This window comes from Hyphomicrobium sp. CS1BSMeth3, from assembly GCF_900117415.1.
Classification (GTDB): domain Bacteria; phylum Pseudomonadota; class Alphaproteobacteria; order Rhizobiales; family Hyphomicrobiaceae.
The window spans coordinates 1,041,763-1,059,465 of sequence record NZ_FPEI01000004.1 but is presented as its reverse complement, the minus strand read 5'-3'; the positions used below and the strand labels follow the sequence as shown (position 1 = coordinate 1,059,465).

14 protein-coding genes and 1 pseudogene are annotated in these 17,703 nt (G+C 67.5%); 8 read left to right on the top strand and 7 right to left on the bottom strand.

Annotated elements, in window-relative coordinates; genetic code table 11:
• Positions 1–210, bottom strand: a pseudogene (locus tag CS1BSM3_RS28415) (hypothetical protein); the annotation flags it as partial.
• 235 nt (positions 211–445) lie between these two features.
• Here CS1BSM3_RS28415 and CS1BSM3_RS09225 point away from each other — a divergent pair.
• The 3 genes from CS1BSM3_RS09225 (at position 446) to CS1BSM3_RS09215 (ending at position 4,455) form a co-directional block, all read left to right on the top strand.
• Entirely contained in the window at positions 446–673 is a 228-nt protein-coding gene (locus tag CS1BSM3_RS09225; protein WP_143149116.1) for a hypothetical protein, read from the top strand.
• Between the two features lie 201 nt (positions 674–874).
• Positions 875–2,344, top strand: coding sequence for a hypothetical protein (locus tag CS1BSM3_RS09220; RefSeq protein WP_072386670.1), 1,470 nt, complete (start codon positions 875–877; stop codon positions 2,342–2,344).
• Positions 2,345–2,481: 137 nt separating this feature from the next.
• A complete protein-coding gene (locus CS1BSM3_RS09215; protein WP_083528459.1) occupies positions 2,482–4,455 on the top strand; it encodes an ABCB family ABC transporter ATP-binding protein/permease in 1,974 nt (657 codons plus the stop codon).
• A gap of 175 nt (positions 4,456–4,630) precedes the next feature.
• Here CS1BSM3_RS09215 and CS1BSM3_RS09210 read toward each other — a convergent pair whose 3' ends face one another.
• Positions 4,631–5,416 (bottom strand): SDR family NAD(P)-dependent oxidoreductase, encoded by a 786-nt coding sequence (locus CS1BSM3_RS09210; protein WP_072386669.1) that lies wholly within the window; start codon positions 5,414–5,416, stop codon positions 4,631–4,633.
• An 86-nt stretch (positions 5,417–5,502) separates the two neighbouring features.
• A complete protein-coding gene (locus CS1BSM3_RS09205) occupies positions 5,503–7,131 on the bottom strand; it encodes an acyl-CoA synthetase (RefSeq protein WP_072386668.1) in 1,629 nt (542 codons plus the stop codon).
• A gap of 403 nt (positions 7,132–7,534) precedes the next feature.
• Between CS1BSM3_RS09205 and CS1BSM3_RS09200 the strand changes: the two genes are divergently transcribed.
• Complete coding sequence (locus CS1BSM3_RS09200; protein WP_072386667.1) at positions 7,535–9,793, top strand: L,D-transpeptidase family protein; 2,259 nt, start codon at positions 7,535–7,537, stop codon at positions 9,791–9,793.
• Positions 9,794–9,891: 98 nt separating this feature from the next.
• On the opposite strand, the gene CS1BSM3_RS09195 is transcribed toward CS1BSM3_RS09200, so the two are convergent.
• Positions 9,892–11,988 carry a GumC family protein gene (locus CS1BSM3_RS09195; RefSeq protein WP_072386666.1) on the bottom strand — a complete coding sequence of 699 codons (2,097 nt, stop codon included), beginning with the start codon at positions 11,986–11,988 and terminating at the stop codon, positions 9,892–9,894.
• A 220-nt stretch (positions 11,989–12,208) separates the two neighbouring features.
• On the bottom strand, positions 12,209–12,883 hold the full coding sequence (gene rpe / locus CS1BSM3_RS09190; protein WP_072386665.1) for a ribulose-phosphate 3-epimerase: 675 nt from the start codon (positions 12,881–12,883) through the stop codon (positions 12,209–12,211).
• A 484-nt stretch (positions 12,884–13,367) separates the two neighbouring features.
• On the opposite strand from rpe, the gene CS1BSM3_RS09185 reads away from it, so the two are divergent.
• Together CS1BSM3_RS09185 and rsmH are read left to right on the top strand one after the other, a co-directional pair.
• Positions 13,368–13,877 carry a division/cell wall cluster transcriptional repressor MraZ gene (locus CS1BSM3_RS09185; RefSeq protein WP_072386664.1) on the top strand — a complete coding sequence of 170 codons (510 nt, stop codon included), beginning with the start codon at positions 13,368–13,370 and terminating at the stop codon, positions 13,875–13,877.
• The gene (gene rsmH / locus CS1BSM3_RS09180) at positions 13,874–14,920 is read left to right on the top strand and encodes a 16S rRNA (cytosine(1402)-N(4))-methyltransferase RsmH (RefSeq protein ID WP_083528457.1); all 1,047 of its coding nucleotides are present in this window, start codon (positions 13,874–13,876) and stop codon (positions 14,918–14,920) included. Before CS1BSM3_RS09185 ends, rsmH begins: the two co-directional genes overlap by 4 nt.
• Positions 14,921–14,929: 9 nt before the next feature.
• On the opposite strand, the gene CS1BSM3_RS28210 is transcribed toward rsmH, so the two are convergent.
• Positions 14,930–15,103, bottom strand: a complete 174-nt coding sequence (locus CS1BSM3_RS28210) for a hypothetical protein (protein WP_174263656.1) — start codon at positions 15,101–15,103, stop codon at positions 14,930–14,932.
• On the opposite strand from CS1BSM3_RS28210, the gene CS1BSM3_RS09175 reads away from it, so the two are divergent.
• On the top strand, positions 15,102–15,380 hold the full coding sequence (locus CS1BSM3_RS09175) for a cell division protein FtsL (protein WP_072386662.1): 279 nt from the start codon (positions 15,102–15,104) through the stop codon (positions 15,378–15,380). The two genes, CS1BSM3_RS28210 and CS1BSM3_RS09175, sit on opposite strands and share 2 nt — an antisense overlap.
• Entirely contained in the window at positions 15,377–17,080 is a 1,704-nt protein-coding gene (locus CS1BSM3_RS09170) for a peptidoglycan D,D-transpeptidase FtsI family protein (RefSeq protein ID WP_072386661.1), read from the top strand. Before CS1BSM3_RS09175 ends, CS1BSM3_RS09170 begins: the two co-directional genes overlap by 4 nt.
• Positions 17,081–17,244: 164 nt before the next feature.
• On the opposite strand, the gene moaE is transcribed toward CS1BSM3_RS09170, so the two are convergent.
• Positions 17,245–17,703 (bottom strand): molybdopterin synthase catalytic subunit MoaE, encoded by a 459-nt coding sequence (gene moaE, locus CS1BSM3_RS09165; protein WP_072386660.1) that lies wholly within the window; start codon positions 17,701–17,703, stop codon positions 17,245–17,247.

Here is a 17,703-nt window from a genome sequence, read left to right as displayed (position 1 = left end):
CGCACCGCCACCCGTGCACGCCGCGGGGCCGGAGTCGCGGCCCATGCCTGGCCCGATGCCAGGCCCAATGCCGACGCCGATGCCGCCGCCAGCAGCGGCGCCTCCGCCCCAGCCCGGCAGCCTCGCTGCCGTTCTGCAGGCAGCCGAAGCGCCGCCGCCGAAAGGCGGTCCGACCCTTCCGGGCGTGCCGTCGTCCGCGCAGCCGCCCATGTCGCCGCCTCCGCCGCCGGGGCCCGCGCTGGCATCTCCGCCAGGGCCGCCACCGGGTATGCCGCCCGGCCCGCCGATTGGTGCGTCGGGAGGTTTCCCGCCGGGTCCGCCGCCCGGCCCGCCGCCTGCTCCGCCCCTCGGTGCAGCACCAGGCCGGCCCCCGATGCCTCCCATGCCCGGGAGCGGTGCGCCACTGGAGCCCCCGCCGCCATTGCCGCATCAGCGTGGAGCGCCCGTGCCGCCACCCTCCGAGGGGCAGCGGATGCCGCCGCCGCCGCTCATGCCGAATGGCGCCGCGCCGCGCACGCAAGGAAATCGCCCGCTGCCGCATACCATGCGCGAGACCACGCTGCCGCCGTCGCTCACGGCGAGCCTCGCGCGGCTTGCCGGTCGCGATCCAGCTCGGGCGCCCGAGCCGCCGCTCGACGATGCGCCGCCGGAGCGCAAACGTTCCGGTACCTGACCTGCCGCGCGCGAATTTATCCGTGCGCAGGCGTGGCTGGGCCGCAATGGTGCGGGCTTCGAGAGTTGGCTAGACTTGAGCCTTGCGTTGCCTAGTTGCGTCAGGATTGCCATGCCGGGAATTGAGGATGCCCGCCGAATTGGATCTCGGAGCGGGCCGAGTTGGCGCCTGCGCCGACAGCCGCGTCACGTGGCGTCGATCATGGTACTCGCCCTCGCTCTGACGGCGCTCGACGTATCGCCGCGCAATCTTGCGGGCGCGCAGGCGCAGACGCCACCGGCCTCCGCCGGAGAGAGGCGCTCTGCCAATAAGGGTCTCGTGGAGAGCTTCGCCGAGTGGCTGCACGAGACGAGCCGCGCGCACCAGCATCTCCTGATGCGCTTGAGCGTCCCGGTGGCGGCAACGCAGCTTGCGGCCCCGACGGCAGCGCCGAAAGAGGCATCACCCTCACCCGCGCCCGCGGCGCCTCTACCGGAGAAAGGCCCGGAGCCCGCGCCTCAGATCGCTCGCCAGCCGGACGAGGCAACGCGCGTCCAAGCCTTGAAGGAGGCCGAGGCGAAGCTCGCCGCCGAGGAAGCGCGCCGCATGGAGGCAGAGAGGCAGGCCGAGGCCGCGCGCCTTCGGGAGGAGGCCGCCCGCAAGGCCGAAGCCGATGCGGCTGCCGAGCGTGAGCGCGCCGAGGCCGCGCGCCGCGCGGCTGTCGCGGCGAGAGAGGCTTCCGAAGCGCGGCGCCAGGAGGAAGCGGCAAAGCTCCTCGAGCAGGCGCGTCGCGAGCGTGAGGCGCGCGACGCAGAAGAAGCGGCCCGCGCCAAGCTCGAGGCCGAGCAGAAGGAACGCGATGCCGAGGTGCGTCGTCAGGCGGAGGCGCTTGCGAAGGCCATGGCGGAGCGCTCGACGACCGACGCCGAGCTGCGTGCCGGCGAAGCGCACAAGCGCGCGCAGAAGTCCGAACAAGCAGAATTGAAGAAGAAGCGCGCGGAAGAGGAGAAGGCCCGCGTTGCCGTGGAGCGGCTTGCGCGTGAGGAAGCCCGAGAGCTTGCCGAGGCTGCCGCTCGCGCCGAAGCCGAGCGGGCGCGCCGCGCCGAGCAGCAGGCACAAGAGGCAGCAAAGGCGAGCACGTTCGCGGCGCACGAGCGCTCGCGCGAGGCCGCTGTCCGCGCCGCGGAGGAACGCAAGCGCCTCGCCGAGCAGCAGGCCCGCGAAGCGGAAGCACGCAAACTCGCCGAGGCGGCCACACGAGCGGCAGAAGAGCGCAAGCGCGCCGAAGAGCAGCAGGCGCGTGAGGCGGAAGCGAAGAAGCTCGCTAATGCGCGCGCCGAAGCAGAGCGTCTCGCCGCGGAACGGGTGCGCGAAGCCGAAACGCGCGCGCAGGCCAAAGCCGCCGAGGCTCGCCCGGCCGCGCAAGCGCGAACGGCCGCCGCGTCGCCGGCCCGCGCGGCACCAACGCGCAAAACAGCGCGGCAGGCGGCCGCGATCCGCTCGCGGGCACGGTCGCGTGCGGCGGCGGCGAAGTGCCGGTCCTGCCCGCCCGCGCGGCGGTCGGCCAAGGCCGCGCCGCGCCGCCCAGTCGTGGCGAGCTACCGGCGAGCTGCACGCCGGGCGACGCGCGAACGGGAGGAATTCCTCTTCTGTCCGCGCCCGGAGCGCCCTCGCGTCTCGCGCCACTGGTGAGCCGAGCGCGAAGTGCCGCGTGGATTGGCGGGCCGCGGGTGCGCAATTCCCGGCACAAGATGCTATGAGCTGACGAGCCACCCACTCAGCAGGTCGACGGCGACCTGCAAGGTCGGCAGCCATCCAGGAGCCAGTTCATGCAGCGCGAAGCGAGCGGCGGAAGACCGCAGCGTCCCAATCGAGGCGCCGGCTCGAGGCCAGCCGAGCGCGGATCGTTGCGGGCACTGCGCGGCATCTTCCCCTATGTCTGGCCCCATGATCGGCCGGACCTCAAGCGTACGGTCCTCATTTCTCTTGCGCTGATGCTGTGCGCCAAGTTGGTGACGGTCTCCATGCCGTTCACCTACAAGTGGGCGACGGACGCACTCGTCGCCGCGACGGGCGGGCAGCAGCCTGCGAGCATTGCCTGGAACTGGCTGATCGGTGCGCCGGTTGCGGCAACGCTGCTCTATGGCACGACGCGCATTGCCATGGTCGTTCTTTCACAGGCGCGCGAGGGCCTCTTCGCCAAGGTCGCCATGAACGCCGTGCGCCAGCTCGCGCTCACGACCTTCAAGCACATGCACGAGCTCTCGCTGCGCTTCCACCTGGAGCGCAAGACCGGCGGGCTCACGCGCGTCCTCGAGCGCGGCCGCAACGGCATCGAGAACATCACGCGCATGACGCTGATGACGTTCATTCCGACCATCGTCGAGTTCGGGCTCGTGCTCGGCGTGCTCGCCTATGAGTTCGATTGGCGCTACGTGCTGATCGTGATGGCCATGATCGGCCTCTACCTCTGGTTCACGATCTCAGCCACCGAGTGGCGCATTCGCATTCGCCGCACGATGAACGAGAGCGACAGCGATGCCAACACGAAGGCGATCGACAGCCTGCTCAACTACGAGACGGTCAAGTACTTCGGCGCCGAGGCTCGCGAGGCCGCGCGCTACGACGCCTCGCTCGTAACCTACGAGCGCGCGAGCGTCCGCACGTACACCTCGCTCGCGTGGCTCAATACCGGGCAGGCCGTGATCTTCACGCTGGCTCTGACACTCTGCATGGTGATGTCGGCGCGCGATGTAATCGCGGGCGCGAATACGCTCGGCCAGTTCATCATGGTCAATGCGCTCATGCTTCAGCTCTTCATTCCGCTGAACTTCATGGGCATGGTCTACCGCGAGATCAAGCAGGGCATCACGGACATCGAGATCATGATGGACGTGCTCGAGCAGCCGGCGGAGGTCGCCGACAAGCCGGGCGCGCGCGAGCTCGCCGTTCGCGGTGGTGCCGTCCGCTTCGAGAACGTGCGCTTTCACTACGAGCCCGAGCGGCCGATCCTCGAAGGGCTCTCCTTCGAGGTGCCGGCAGGCAAGATGGTCGCGATCGTCGGGCCGTCAGGTGCGGGCAAATCCACGATCAGCCGCATTCTGCTGCGCTTCTATGATGTCGCCGGCGGACGCGTGACGATCGACGGGCAGGACATTCGCGATGTGACGCAGACGAGCCTGCGCGCGGCGATCGGCGTCGTGCCGCAAGACACCGTGCTTTTCAACGATACGATCCGCTACAACCTGCAATACGGCCGTCCCGATGCGAGCCAGGCCGAGATCGAGGCCGCCGCGGGACTTGCCCAGATCGATGCCTTCATCAAGACGCTGCCCGAGGGCTACGACACCATGGTGGGCGAGCGCGGCCTGAAGCTCTCCGGCGGCGAGAAGCAGCGCGTCGCGATCGCGCGCACGATCCTCAAGGCACCGCCGATCCTCATGCTCGACGAGGCGACGAGCGCGCTCGATAGCCACACCGAGAAGGAGATCCAGGACGCGCTCGACAAGGTCGTGAAGGACCGCACGACGCTCGTCATCGCGCATCGTCTCTCGACGATCGTGCATGCCGACAACATCCTCGTCCTCGATAAGGGGCAACTTGTCGAGCAGGGTACGCATGGCGAGCTGATGCAGCGCGGTGGGCTCTATGCCTCGCTGTGGAACCGCCAGCGCCAGGCCGAGAAGGCGCGCGAGGAGCTGGCCGCAGCGCTCGCCCAGGAAGGCGAGCGCATCGGGGATGGACACCTCCTGCCGGAGAGCGTCCTTCCCTCGGCGAAAGTGCCGGGCGACCCGGCCGTCTGAGGCCGGGATCTTAGTGCGGCTCGATTGAATTGGAATCCCCCTCCCCCTTGTGGGGAGGGGTTAGGGGTGGGGGGAATCCCGACAACAATTGTTCTGCAATCCCCCCCTCCTAACCTCCCCCACAAGGGGGGAGGGATGGTTGCGGAAAGTGATGCCACGCTCGCGTGCTGAGTGCTTACCGCGGCGCGAGGCGGATGGCGCCGTCGAGGCGGATGCATTCGCCGTTGAGCATCACGTTCTCGCAGATGTGCGTCGCGAGTGCCGCGTACTCCGTCGCGCTGCCGAGGCGCGAGGGGAAGGGCACGGAGGCGGCAAGCGCCTTGCGCGCATCCTCGGGCAGGCCGTCGAACATGGGCGTGTGAAAGAGGCCCGGCAGGATCGCGCATACGCGAATGCCGCTCTGAGCGAGATCGCGCGCCACCGGCAGCACCATGGACTTCACGCCGCCCTTCGATGCGGCATAAGCCACCTGGCCGATCTGGCCGTCCTCGGCCGCGACCGAGGATGTGTTGATCATGACGCCGCGCTCGCCATCGGGCCCCATGGGGTCGAGCGTCAGCATCCCGGCCGAGCTCTTTGCCATCATGAGGAAGGAGCCGATCAGGTTGATCGAGATCACGCGCGCGAAACTCGCGAGGTCGTGCGGCACGGGCGGTGCGCCTTCCTTGCCCTTGCGGGCCGTGCGCTGGCCGATGGCGATGCCGGCGCAATTGACGAGAATGCGCTCCTGGCCGTGCGCCTTGCGGACGGCGGCGAGCGCGGCATCCACATCGGCTTCGCTCGTCACGTCGCACTTTGCGAACGTGCCGCCGAGCTCCTTGGCGAGCGCCGTGCCGCCTGCCTCGTTCACATCGAGAAGGCCGACCTTGACGCCTTTGCCCGCGAGTGCGCGCGCGGTAGCGGCTCCGAGGCCCGAAGCGCCGCCCGTGATGACGGCGGCAATGTCTTTTCCAAGCTGCATGATGAATGCTCCTTTGAGATCCGCATCCTCCTGGGATCGCAGACCAATGCTCAGTTCGTAGGACGATGTGGCCGCGCGCGAAGCGCTCAGATCTCCTTCGCCATCTCGCGCAGCCGGAACTTCTGGATCTTGCCGGTCGAGGTTTTCGGCACCTCGGTGAACACGACGTGGCGCGGGCACTTGTAGTGCGCGAGCCGATCGCGGCACCAGGCGATCACGTCGGAGGCGAGCATCTCCGCGCCCGGCTTCAGCTCGATGAAAGCGCAGGGCGTCTCGCCCCAACGCTCATCGGGCTTGGCGACGACGGCGCAGGTCGCGATCGAGGGATGCTTGTAGAGCACGTCCTCGACCTCGATCGAGGAGATGTTCTCGCCGCCCGAGATGATGATGTCTTTCGAGCGGTCCTTGAGCTGGATGTAGCCGTCCGCGTGGAGCACGCCGAGATCGCCCGAGTGGAACCAGCCGCCGGCAAAGGCCTCGTCCGTCGCTTGCGGGTTTTTGAGATAGCCCTTCATGACGATATTGCCCCGGAACATGACCTCGCCGAGCGTCTCGCCGTCGGCAGGCACGATCTCCATGGTCTCGGGGTTCATCACGGTGAGCCCGTCGAGAGCCGCGTATCGCACACCCTGGCGTGCCTTCTTCTGAGCGCGTGCCGAGGGATCGAGCACATCCCATTCGCTCTTCCACTCGTTGACCGAAGCCGGCCCGTAGGTCTCGGTGAGGCCGTAGACGTGCGTTACGTCGAAGCCCGCCTGCTCCATGCGCGAGAGCACGGCCTCGGGCGGCGGCGCGGCGGCGGTAATGAACTGCACGCGGTGCGGCAGCGGGCGGACCTCGTTCGCCGTTGCATTGAGCAGCGAGGACATGACGATCGGGGCGCCGCAAAGATGCGTCACGTTGTGCTCGGCAATGGCCTCGAAGATGGCGCCCGCCCGCACCCAGCGGAGGCAGACGTGCGTGCCGGCTGCGGCCGTGACCGTCCAGGGGAAGCACCAGCCATTGCAGTGGAACATCGGCAGCGTCCAGAGATAGACGGAGTGCCGGCTCATTTGCGCCGAGACGATGTTGGCGTAGCACATGAGGTGGGCGCCGCGATGGTGGTAGACCACGCCCTTGGGATTGCCCGTCGTGCCGGATGTGTAGTTGAGCGAGATCGCGTTCCACTCGTCCGCGGGCGTCCGCCACTTGAAGCTCGCGAAACCGCGCTTGATGAAATCCTCGTACTCGACGGGGCTCAGCCGCTCGCCGACCTGCGGAAACTCGGGGTCGTCGTACTCGACGAGGCGCGGCTTCACGCGGCACTTCTCGATGGCTTCCTTGATGGTCGCCGAGAACTCGCGGTCGTAGATCAGGACCTTCGCCTCGGCGTGATCGAGCTGGAAGGCGACGATCGCCGCGTCGAGCCGGGTATTGATCGAGTGCAGCACGGCGCCGGTCATGGGCACGCCGAAGTGTGCTTCGAGCATCGGCGGGGTGTTCGAGAGCATGACCGAGACGGTGTCGCCCTCGCTGATGCCGAGCCAGGCAAGTGCAGAGGCGAGCCGGCGGGAGCGTTCGTAGAGCTGCGCGTAGGTAAAGCGCTGGTGCCCGTGGATGACGGCCACGTGGTTCGGATGCACCGCCGCGGATCGCTCGAGGAAGGTGAGCGGCGTAAGGGGCTGATAGTTGGCGGGCGTCTTGCCGAGATGGGCGTCGTAGGGGTGCTGGGACATGAGGTCGATCGCAATGCGGAACGCAGCCAGAGGGCTGCGGGCTGATTTCCGGAAGCTAGCCGAGCCTCATCCTCCGGGCAACGGCTCCATCCGTCTACGAACGGCAGTTCATATGCAACGACACCATCGTGCAAAGCGTTGCCGCGTCAGTGCGACCCCGATGGGTCGGAGGGCCCGGACTTTCCGGGGCCGTCACATCTAGGTGATCGGGTGCGAAAGCGAATCAGCAAATCGAGGCAAAATCGCCAAAGATATGGCGCAATCGATTGGAATGGATGGGTTTAGCTTGCGATGAGATGGCGAACCGGTCATGCTGCAGTCAGCATTTTGATGTGGGCTGATGGGGATGATCCGTCGGCTCTACCGGCCCGAATTCCCCGAACCTCTTGAGAGGCCTCTTGCCATGCGGCGTGCTGCTCTATGCCTGCTTTCCACTCTCGCACTCGCCGCCGTGCAGCCGGCCATCGCGCAGGAAGCCGCCCAGTCGGCGCAGCCCGCACCGGGGCCGACCGCAGCCGATCCGGCAGCATTGAGCTCCAAGACGCGCTCGGAGGGTGAGGCCAATCTCTCCGCGCCGGCAACTCCCGCGACGGCGAGCGAAGCAGCGCCGGCCGCAGATACGCAGGCCACCGCAACGCCTGCCACACCCTCGAGCGACCCCATCACGACATCGTCGATCCCTGACGCAAAACCCGCGAGCGACGCGGCGCCGGCTGCGAGCGAGCCCCCGGCAGCCCCCGCGTCGCAGGATACCGCAAGCCCCGCCGCCGCACCGGCGGCACCGGCACCGGAAGCGCCGGCTACGGCGGCGCCGAGCACGACACCTGCGCCGCCCCCGGCCGTCGCCGCGCCTGCCGAGCCCCCCGTGCCGCCGCTCAATGCCGCGCTCATTGCGGCCCTCGAGAGCAGCCAGCGGAGCGCGCGCCAGGCTCAGGACCGTGAATGGCACGAGGCCATCAGCGCCTTCTACGCAGCCCGCAAGGGCCTCCCGGTTTGGACCACGGATAGCGGTCTCAACACGGCGGCACTGGCGCTTTCTGCCGAGATCGGCCGCGCCGACGACTGGGGCCTCGATCCGAAGGCTTTCGACCTGACCGGCCTGCCGCAGGGCAGTGCGAGCCCCGAGGCGCTCGCCGCCGCGGAGCTCAAGCTCACCCGCGCTCTGGTGACGTACGCGTGGCACGCCCGTGGTGGCCGCGTCGATCCCTCGCAGCTCAGCAAGTGGCTGGACCAGTCGCCGCGCCCGCTCGACGTCAAGGCACTGCTCGAGCAGTTCGCCACGGTCAGCGATCCGTCCGTTGCTCTGCAGAAGCTGCATCCGCAGCATCGCCAGTTCGAGCTTCTGCGCCAGGCTTATCTCAAGGCGCGCGGCGTGAAGACGGAGGTTCAGGAGGAGGATCCGCGCGACGTCACGATCCCCAACGGGCCTGTCGTGCGCCTGGGTGACCGCCATCCGCATGTGGAGCTCGTCCGCAAGCGGCTCGAGGTTCCGGCGCAGAGCCGGGACGATGCCGATCTCTACGACGAGGACGTCGCTGCTGCCGTTCGCCGGTTCCTCGGCGCGACCTACCGCGACAGCCGGACCGGCAAGACGGTCCAGCGCGCGACCCACCCCGCCCTGACGAATGCAGCCCGTTCGAGCCTCAGCCGCAAGACGACGCAGCAGGCCGAGGGTCGTCAGCCGTCACTCAAGCAGTATCTTGTCAATCTGGAGCGCTGGCGCTGGCTGCCCGAGCAGCTCGGCACCACGTACATCTGGAACAACCTCCCCGAGTACGTGACGCGGGTCGTCCGGAACGGCAGCGTCGTTTTCCAGGAACGCATCATCGTCGGCAAGCCGACCAATCAGACCCCGGTCTTCTCCGACGAGATGCAGTTTGTCGTCTTCCACCCGGACTGGGGCGTGCCGGGTACGATCAAGGTCCAGGACCTGCTTCCGGCGCTGCAGTCGGGCGACGACTCCGTCCTCGCGCGGCGCAACATGCGCATCGTCAACGGCAATCGCACCGTCCGTGCCTACGAGATCGATTGGGAGCGCACGGACATCCGCCGCCTGTCGATCATCCAGGATCCGGGGCCGAGCAACCCGCTTGGGCAGCTCAAGTTCATGTTCCCGAACAAGCATGACGTCTACATGCACGACACGCCGACGAAGAACCTCTTCGAGACGCCGGTCCGTGCCTACAGCTTCGGCTGTATCCGCGTGCGCAATCCGGTGCGCTTTGCGGAGCTCATTTTCGGCCAGGACCGCAATTGGAGCATGACCGACATTTCGGAGCGCCTGAGGCCGAATGCGCCCCAGGTCAACCGTGTCGATCTCAACCGGCGCATCCCCGTTCACAACACCTACTTCACGCTCACCGCCGACGAGCACGGCAAGGTGACGAGGTTCGCGGATGTCTATGGCCACGATCAGCGCATCCAGGCCGTGCTTCTCGACGGCCAGCGTCCCGAGGTCGTCGCCCGCAGCGATCCTGCCGCGGCGCTCGACCGCAAGGTCAAGGAGCTCGCTGCGAACCCGGCACCGCGCCGCGAGAACTACAGCGGTGGTTGGGGAGGCGGCTGGGGTGGATGGGGCTGGGGCCCGCCGCCGCAGCAGCAGGGCCGTCGCGCTCGCGGCCCGAGCTCCAACGACTTCTTCTCGGGCATCTTCGGGAACTGATCGTTCCGCTGAAGCAACGGACTTGAAGTTCACCTCAGTTCGAGGCTCGGCGATCTTGGGATCGGCATGGGCGTCGGGCGCACTCAAGGCCCGGCGCTTTAGGCCGCCACCTGCCGCCGTGCGCGCTTGAAGCGTCGCGCTGCGGCGCGGCGTGGGGCGAGATCGAGCTGGACGATGTAGATCTCCGTCACCTCGAAGCCGAGGAAGACGCCGGGGCCGGCATTGATGGTCGATCCCTGGCTGCGGCGGTCGGACATGACGATGCCGGCGTCGAAGCGTCCCTCGATAGCCTCGAACAGGGGGCGCGCCTGCTCGAGCTGCGCCACCACCACGATCTGGTCGTAGGCCTCGTCGAGCGCATCGAGCACGAGATTGACCCAGCCGGCATCGAGCGGCGCGCTGGCATCGGCAGGCGGGGCGCCAGCGGCGATGAAATGCGCGTCGCTGTCGGGGAGCCGGACGATCACGTCGTCGAAGCTCGCCCGGCCGTCGAGGAGGTCATTCATGCCCGGCTGCTGAGCGGCTCCGAGGCTTGCGGCGATACCCCGGCCATCGCGCGACCAGTCAACCAGCACGCACCGGCGTCCCGAGGTCGTGAGCGAGGATACGAGGTCGCGCGCCTCGCTTGCGCCGTCAATGCCGTCGCTGACGAGAAGCGTCCGGTGGCCTTTGCGGCTGAGGGCCCTTCCGGCGAGATGACGGGCGGCATCGGCAGTGGCCGAAAGGATCACGAACTGGCCTGGCTCGATGGCCTCGAGCGTCCGCTCAACGGGGCGGCCCGGGACATCCGGGGCGCCGGTCTCATCGTCGGGGCGCGCCGCAGAGGCTCCGGCTTCGAGCCGCACGTCCGCGCGATCGCGCGCCGTTGCCGCCATGTCGGCGAAACCGAGGTCCGCCACCGACCGCTGGCGGCCGGCCAGCAGCGTGCGCAGGATGACAATGACAAAGCCGACCATGAGCACTGATACGGCGGTCAGCAGCGAGAGCTCGCCCTTCTGCGGAAATGCCGGGATGGCAACGGCGTGCGCCGGAACGAGGCGTTCGGGAGCCGTGAGCCGCGCGCGGCTCCGCGATGGTGCATCCGCTATGGTGGCTTGGCGCGCCTTCAGGCTCTCGATCGTGTCGCGCTTTTCGGCGGCGTCCCGCTCCAACACCGCGATACGAGCGACGTCGGCGTCGGCGCTGGTCGCAGTCCTTGTGGCGGCGCGTGCGTCGGCACCCGAAAGACGCGTGCGCGTCTCTGCCTCTCGCCCTCGTGCCGCCTGCACTTCTGCATCGAGGGCATCGGCGATGGTGGTCGCCTCGCGGAACATGTGCCAGCGGATTTCGCTCAGGCGCGCCTGGAACTCACGCACGCGCGGATGACCTGCCGGAAGCGTCGTCTCTGCGCCGTTCTTCTGGACCTCGACACGCACGCGCTCCGCGATCAACTGGTGGAGCGTCGGTGATGTCTGCAGCTCTGCGATGGCTTCGACTTTGCCCTTGTCGAGCAGCTCGCGAACGCCCCGGGCGCGGGCTTCGGCGTCACTCCGCTCGCGCTCGGCCTGCGCCAGAGCCTCTGCAAGATCACCGCGACGCTGCGTCTCCGCCGTGCCGTCGGAAAGGCTCTTGAGGCGCGCGATCTCGTTCTCGATCGTTGTGAGGTCCGCCGAATGCTGGCCGACTTCACGGTCGAGCGCGGCGCGTTCGTCCGCGGACTTTGCCGAGGGGGCCGGCTGGTCCGCGGCGAGGTAGAGATCCGCGAGATGGTCGGCGATGCGTGTCGCGAGATCGGGGGCGCGCGCCGTCATGGTGATCGTGACCGTGCCCGTCTCGCGGCCCGGCGCCACGCGCAGGCTTCGCTCGAATGCGGTGAGAATATGCTCGCTGCGTGCTTCTCCCGGACGCTGCAGCGTGCGGCCCGAGACGCGGTCCATCCAACTGATGATGTCGTGCGTCATCGGGGGACTGTTGAGATCCGCGCCGCGCGTGAGATCGAGATCCGCTGCGACTTTTCTGGCGAGGTCGCGCGATTTGAGCGCCGATACGGCGGCGGCCACGGCCTCTTTCGAGGTCGGCGCGGGAAGACGGATCTCGGTGGTGGCGGAATAGCGCGCAGGTGCGAGTGCAAGCGCGGCAAATACGGCCGCGCCGGCAAAGCCCGCGACGATCATCACCCTCAGCCATGAGCGCATGAGCACTGACCACAATGACATGACGGCAATATCTTCCGACGGCACTCGGGCGGAGTTACGCATGAGCTTAGGACCGATCAGGCACGCCAGCGCGAACGCTGGCAGGCAATGAACAACTGTCCCGGATTAAAACGCCCGGCTCTTGCGATTTCCTTAAGCGCTGACGGCATTTCTCGCGGTCAGCTCTCGTTAACTCGCCACTAACAAGAAGTTGCCGATCGGGCGTGCGAGCGCGCCGAACTCAGCGCACGCTCTCTGCCGCCGCGCGAATGGCCGCGATGTTCTTCGCGTACGCATCCCTGCTGGCGCCCTTGAACACGGCCGAGCCCGCAACCAGCACATTTGCGCCGGCAGCAACGACGAGCGGCGCCGTCTCGGGCGTAACGCCGCCGTCGATCTCGATGTCGATGGGGCGATCGCCGATCAGCGCCTTCACGCGGCGCACCTTCTCGACGACGGAAGGAATGAAGGCCTGGCCGCCGAAGCCGGGATTGACGGTCATCAGCAGGATGAGGTCGAGGCGGTCGAGCACGTAGGAAATGACGCTCTCGGGCGTCGAGGGATTGAGCGAGACGCCTGCCTTCTTGCCGAGCGCCTTGATCGCCTGGAGCGAACGGTCGAGATGCGGCCCGGCCTCGGCGTGGACCGTGATGATGTCGGCGCCGGCCTCGGCGAAGGCGGCGAGGTAGGGATCTGCCGGCGTGATCATCAGGTGGCAGTCGAAGACCTTCTTCGAAGCACCACGGATGGCTTTGATGATCGGCGGGCCGAAGGTGATGTTCGGGACGAAGTGGCCGTCCATGACATCGAGGTGGATCCAGTCGGCGCCGGCGGCGTCGACGGTCGAGACCTCCTCGCCGAGACGGGCGAAGTCGGCCGAGAGGATCGACGGCGCGATGATGAGATCCCGAGGCATCGAGGCCCTCCCTTAGCGCGGCGCCCGAGGAAAATCGGGCCACTTCCAATCACTTCCAGGCGATAGCACGCCGGAAGGTTCATGCAACAGGGCGCCCGCGACTATCCCCCATCGGCACTGCACGGCGATCAGAAAACGCGAATCGCGCCGAGGGCGAACGTGAACGCCAGTTCCTTGTTCAAATTCCTGTTTAAACCATAAAGTCTCCTTAGTTTCCCGTTGACGCCCATAGTTTCCCATGACATCCCATAAGTGCCCGTCCGCACCGGGCAGGAGATGTGGGGCGTGGCGCCGGTTCTGCAGAGGGTCTGAACCGTGCGACCGCCCGCTCTCCGGCCGGTTCGATCCAGACGATCGCAAAGGGACGGGCAGCCGTTCCCGACGTGAGGTCAGGCCCGGTCAGTTGCGGGAGTTCGTGGCGTGAGGCGGGTTTTCAGTCGCGGTTGTCGCGTTGAGCAAAAACGACGGGGCTCCGGCTGAAGGAATGGACCGCTTTGTCTCGACATTCATCAACAAGATCGACGCCAAGGGGCGCGTATCCGTCCCTGCGCCTTTTCGCGCCATTCTCGAGCGCGATGGCTTCCAGCAGGGCGGCGCTGGACACGTCTACTGCTACCCCGCGCTCGACAGTCCTGCGGTCGATGCAGGCGGCGAAAGACTTGCGCGCACGATCGACGGGCTTCTCGCTGGCCTGCCGGACTATTCGATCGAGCGGGACGAACTCTCTGTCGCGCTCTACGGTATCTCCCAGGTCCTTTCGGTCGACCAGGACGGACGTATCGTGCTTCCTGAGAGCCTTCGTGCCCACGCTGGCATCACGACCCAGGTCGCTTTTGTCGGGCTGGGTGAAAAATTTCAGCTTTGGGAGCCGGGCCAGTTCGAGCGCCGTCGCGCCGAGGCCCAGCAAAAAGTGCGCGAGCATCTCAAACTTTTCGGCGCGGGCCGTCGCTCCGGGGGTGACTCCGGCGGCGGCCAGCAGGGGGCGCGGGAATGATGGCGGGCCGCCAGGCGCGCCCAGGGGAACGCGCCACTGAGGGTGCGGCCCGCCACATTCCCGTGTTGCTTGATGAAGTCCTCGCCACCCTGACGCCCAGGGACGGCGAGGTCTTCGTCGATGGCACATTCGGCGCCGGCGGCTATACGTCGGCCATTCTCGAAGCGGCCGATGTGCGCGTCATTGCCATCGACCAGGACCCGAACGCGCTGGCAGCCGGCCAGGCGTTCGTCGAGAAGTACGCGCCGCGCTTGATCCTCAGCGAAGGCCGCTTCGGCGATCTCGATCACATTGCTACGGCAGCCGGTTTTCCTGCTGTCGACGGCGTGGTCCTCGATATCGGCGTTTCCTCGATGCAACTCGACGAGGCCGATCGCGGCTTCTCCTTCATGGCCGACGGTCCGCTCGATATGCGCATGTCGCAGTCGGGACCGAGCGCGGCGGATGTGATTCGCGAGGCTTCCGAGGAGCTGCTCGCCGATATCTTCTTCCACCTTGGCGAGGAGCGGCGCTCGCGCGCCATCGCGCGCGCAATCGGCAAGGCGCGAGAAAGCAGCGACATTACCACCACGCGCCAGCTCGCCGACCTGGTCCAGCGCACGCTTGGCCGGCCCCGCGGTGACGACAAGCATCCAGCCACGCGCGTCTTTCAGGCGCTCCGCATCTACGTGAATGACGAGCTCGGCCAGCTCATGGACGCCCTCTCCGCTTCCGAGCGCTGCCTGAAGCCCGGCGGCCGGCTCGTCGTCGTGACCTTCCATTCGCTCGAGGACCGCATCGTGAAGCGCTACCTCACGGATGCGAGCGGCCGAAATCCTGCGGGTTCGCGCCATCTTCCGCCCACCGCGGAGGCCACCTCGGCCCCGCGTTACCGAATTGTTAACCAACGCCCGTTAACCCCGTCTGAGAAGGAAATCGCCGCCAATCCACGAGCGCGCTCGGCGCGTCTCAGAGCAGCCGAGCGGACTTCGGCCCTGGCGGCGTCTCCTGCGGATGAGGCTCATTTCGGGGTCATCCGACCCGAAGGCCTCACTCGTCGCTAGTGTCCCGATTCAGAAGTTCGCCCCACCTTTGATGCTGGCGATCCGAGCGAACTTCTGAATCAAAAGGGACACTAGAATTGTAGCTTTGCTGGTGTGATTCAGATCGAGAAATTCGCGCGGAAGGGTGCCGCGAGGCTTGGCGAATTTCTCGATCATCACACCAGCGTTGAGGAGTGGTGCCATGCCCCGTCTCGCCGCAGTCGCCACTGTGCTGCTCGCGGTCGCTTCGGCGTTCGTGCTCTACGCCGTGACGTACGAAACACGGCGTCTGGAGCAGCATGTCGCCGCCCAGGCGCGGACGATCGAAAAGACACGCCTCGACATTGCCGTGCTCCGCGCCGAGCGCGCCTATCTCGCGCGCCCCGAGCGCATCGAGGAGATGGCCCGCAAGATCGGCCTCGGCCCCATCGAGCCGCGCCAGTACGAGCCGCTGACTGCAGCAGGTGAGCGGCACAAATGAAACGGAGGCCTGAACCGCTACGTGTCGGGCCCGCGCTGGCGGCGCGGTCCGGTGCGCCGCGCGCTTCCGGCCACGGCGCACACATCGAGCTGCCGCGCGAGCGCACGTGGCTCATGCATGCTGCGATCGCCGCGGTCTTCATTGCCATTGCCGGCCAGACCGTACGGCTCGCGGCGAGCGGCGAGACGGAGACGCGGCTCGCGCGCGCCGAGCCGCTCCATCAGACCTATATCCGCCCCGATATCGTCGACCGGCGCGGAAACCTGCTCGCGACCGATGTCGATGCAGCATCGCTGTTCGCCGATCCGGCCATGGTTCGCGATGCCGACCTGACGGCGGAGAAGCTCGTGGCGCTCTTTCCCGAGCTCGATGCCACAGAGCTCCGCCGCCATCTTGCCGACAGCACGCGCCGTTTCATGTGGATCAAGCGCGGCCTGACGCCCATCGAGGCACAACGCGCGCACGACCTCGGCATTCCCGGTCTCGGTTTCCGTCGCGAGCCGCGCCGCGTGTACCCGACGCGCTACCTGACCTCGCATATCATCGGTCATGTCGACGTCGACAACCGCGGCATTTCAGGCATTGAGCGGCATATCGACGAGATCGGCGAGACGGACGCGGCTGCAGCACCGCGGCGCTCGCAGCGTGAGCCGGTGCGTCTCTCGATCGATCTCGGCGTGCAGAATGCCGTTGCCGATACGCTCGCCGATGCCATGAAGCAGTACAAGGCGCAGGGAGCCTCCGGCGTGATCCTCGATGCGGCAAGCGGCGAGATCATCGCTTCCGTATCGCTGCCCGACCAGGACCCGCAAAAGTTCTCCGGCGCCGATGACGACGACCGCAAGGACCGCGTCATGGCCGGCGTGTTCGAGCTCGGCTCGATCGCGAAGACCGTCACGCTCGGCCTGGCGCTCGATGATCTCGGCGCCTCGCTCACGCGCATTTACGACACGCGCGAGCCCCTGCGCTTCGGCCGCTACACGATCGCGGAGCAGTATCCGCCCGGCCGCCCGCTGACACTTGCTGAAATTCTCGTTCGCTCGTCGAACGTCGGCGCAGGCCTCATCGCCATGGAAGCCGGCGTGGCGCGTCAGCGCGCCTTCCTCGATCGCCTCGGCCTGCTCGATACGATCCGCACTGAGGCGGGCCCCGTGGCGAAGCCGCTGCTCCCTTCGCACTGGGGCTCACTCGAGGGTGTGACGATCGCCTATGGCCACGGTCTTGCGGTTGCACCGCTGCAGTTCGCGGCTGCAGCCGCCGGGCTCGTCAATGGCGGGATCAAGGTGCGCCCGACGATGATCCGGCAGGAGGCCGTGCCGTCGGGTGAGGCGCGCGTCGTCTCGCCAGCCACCAGCGCCGCCATCCGCGAGGCCTTGCGCCAGGCCGTGATCAACCAGCACGGCACGGGGCGTCGCGCGGAGCTGGAGGGCTACGAGATCGGCGGCAAGACGGGCACGGCCGAGCAGCCTGGGAAAGGCGGCTACAAGGAAAAGACGGTCATCTCGTCGTTCTTCGCCGTGCTGCCGGCATCGGCGCCGCGCTATGTGCTGCTGCTGTCACTCTTCGAGCCGCAAGGGACCGCGGAGACCAAGGGCAAGATCACGGCGGGTCTCAATGCGGCGCCGATGACCGCACGCCTCATTGCGCGCATCGGTCCGATGCTGGACCTGCTGCCGGATCGTGTCGCGGGCGCGAATTGAAGTCTCAAAAAGACGGGGGCTCCGGGGGTGTCCCCCGGGCGGGGTTGAAGGGGCGGCAGCCCCTTTCGCGTCGCAGGCGCGAATAGTGATCGCTTCGCGAGCGGGGCTCGCGCCCCGCACCCCCGCCGGGGGAAGTATCCCCCGGACCCCCTCTTTTTTGGACTCTAGCGCGCCTTCCACCGCTCAAGCGCGGCGTCATCGCTCTCGCGCGCATCGACCCAGCGGCCGGCGCCGCTCGCGTCCGTTTCCTTCTTCCAGAAGGGGGCGCGGGATTTGAGGTAGTCCATGAGGTAGGCGGCGGCCTCGAATGCGGCGTGCCTGTGCGCTGATGCCGTGACGACCAGCACGATGTTCTCGCCGGGTGCGAGCGTACCGATGCGATGGACGATGCGCGTTCCCTGCAGCGGCCAGCGGGCGTGCGCCTCGGCCTCGACGCGGGCAAGCTCCGCCTCGGTCATGCCGGGATAGTGCTCGAGCGTCATGGAGGAGAGTTCCGCGCCCTCATTCTTCCCGCGTACGGTGCCCGTGAACGTGACGATCGCGCCGATGTCCGTGCGGCCGCTCGTGAGGGCCGCGACCTCGCGAGTGATATCGAAATCCTCGGCCTGGACGGAGACGCTCAT

Coding starts and splice junctions, on each gene's coding strand:
- CS1BSM3_RS09220 (WP_072386670.1), top strand. CDS start 875: ATGGTACTCGCCCTCGCTCTGACGGCGCTCGACGTATCGCCGCGCAAT.
- CS1BSM3_RS09215 (WP_083528459.1), top strand. CDS start 2,482: ATGCAGCGCGAAGCGAGCGGCGGAAGACCGCAGCGTCCCAATCGAGGC.
- CS1BSM3_RS09210 (WP_072386669.1), bottom strand. CDS start 5,416: ATGCAGCTTGGAAAAGACATTGCCGCCGTCATCACGGGCGGCGCTTCG.
- CS1BSM3_RS09205 (WP_072386668.1), bottom strand. CDS start 7,131: ATGTCCCAGCACCCCTACGACGCCCATCTCGGCAAGACGCCCGCCAAC.
- CS1BSM3_RS09200 (WP_072386667.1), top strand. CDS start 7,535: ATGCGGCGTGCTGCTCTATGCCTGCTTTCCACTCTCGCACTCGCCGCC.
- CS1BSM3_RS09195 (WP_072386666.1), bottom strand. CDS start 11,988: ATGTCATTGTGGTCAGTGCTCATGCGCTCATGGCTGAGGGTGATGATC.
- rpe (WP_072386665.1), bottom strand. CDS start 12,883: ATGCCTCGGGATCTCATCATCGCGCCGTCGATCCTCTCGGCCGACTTC.
- CS1BSM3_RS09185 (WP_072386664.1), top strand. CDS start 13,368: ATGGACCGCTTTGTCTCGACATTCATCAACAAGATCGACGCCAAGGGG.
- rsmH (WP_083528457.1), top strand. CDS start 13,874: ATGATGGCGGGCCGCCAGGCGCGCCCAGGGGAACGCGCCACTGAGGGT.
- CS1BSM3_RS09175 (WP_072386662.1), top strand. CDS start 15,102: ATGCCCCGTCTCGCCGCAGTCGCCACTGTGCTGCTCGCGGTCGCTTCG.
- CS1BSM3_RS28210 (WP_174263656.1), bottom strand. CDS start 15,103: ATGGCACCACTCCTCAACGCTGGTGTGATGATCGAGAAATTCGCCAAG.
- CS1BSM3_RS09170 (WP_072386661.1), top strand. CDS start 15,377: ATGAAACGGAGGCCTGAACCGCTACGTGTCGGGCCCGCGCTGGCGGCG.
- moaE (WP_072386660.1), bottom strand. CDS start 17,703: ATGAGCGTCTCCGTCCAGGCCGAGGATTTCGATATCACTCGCGAGGTC.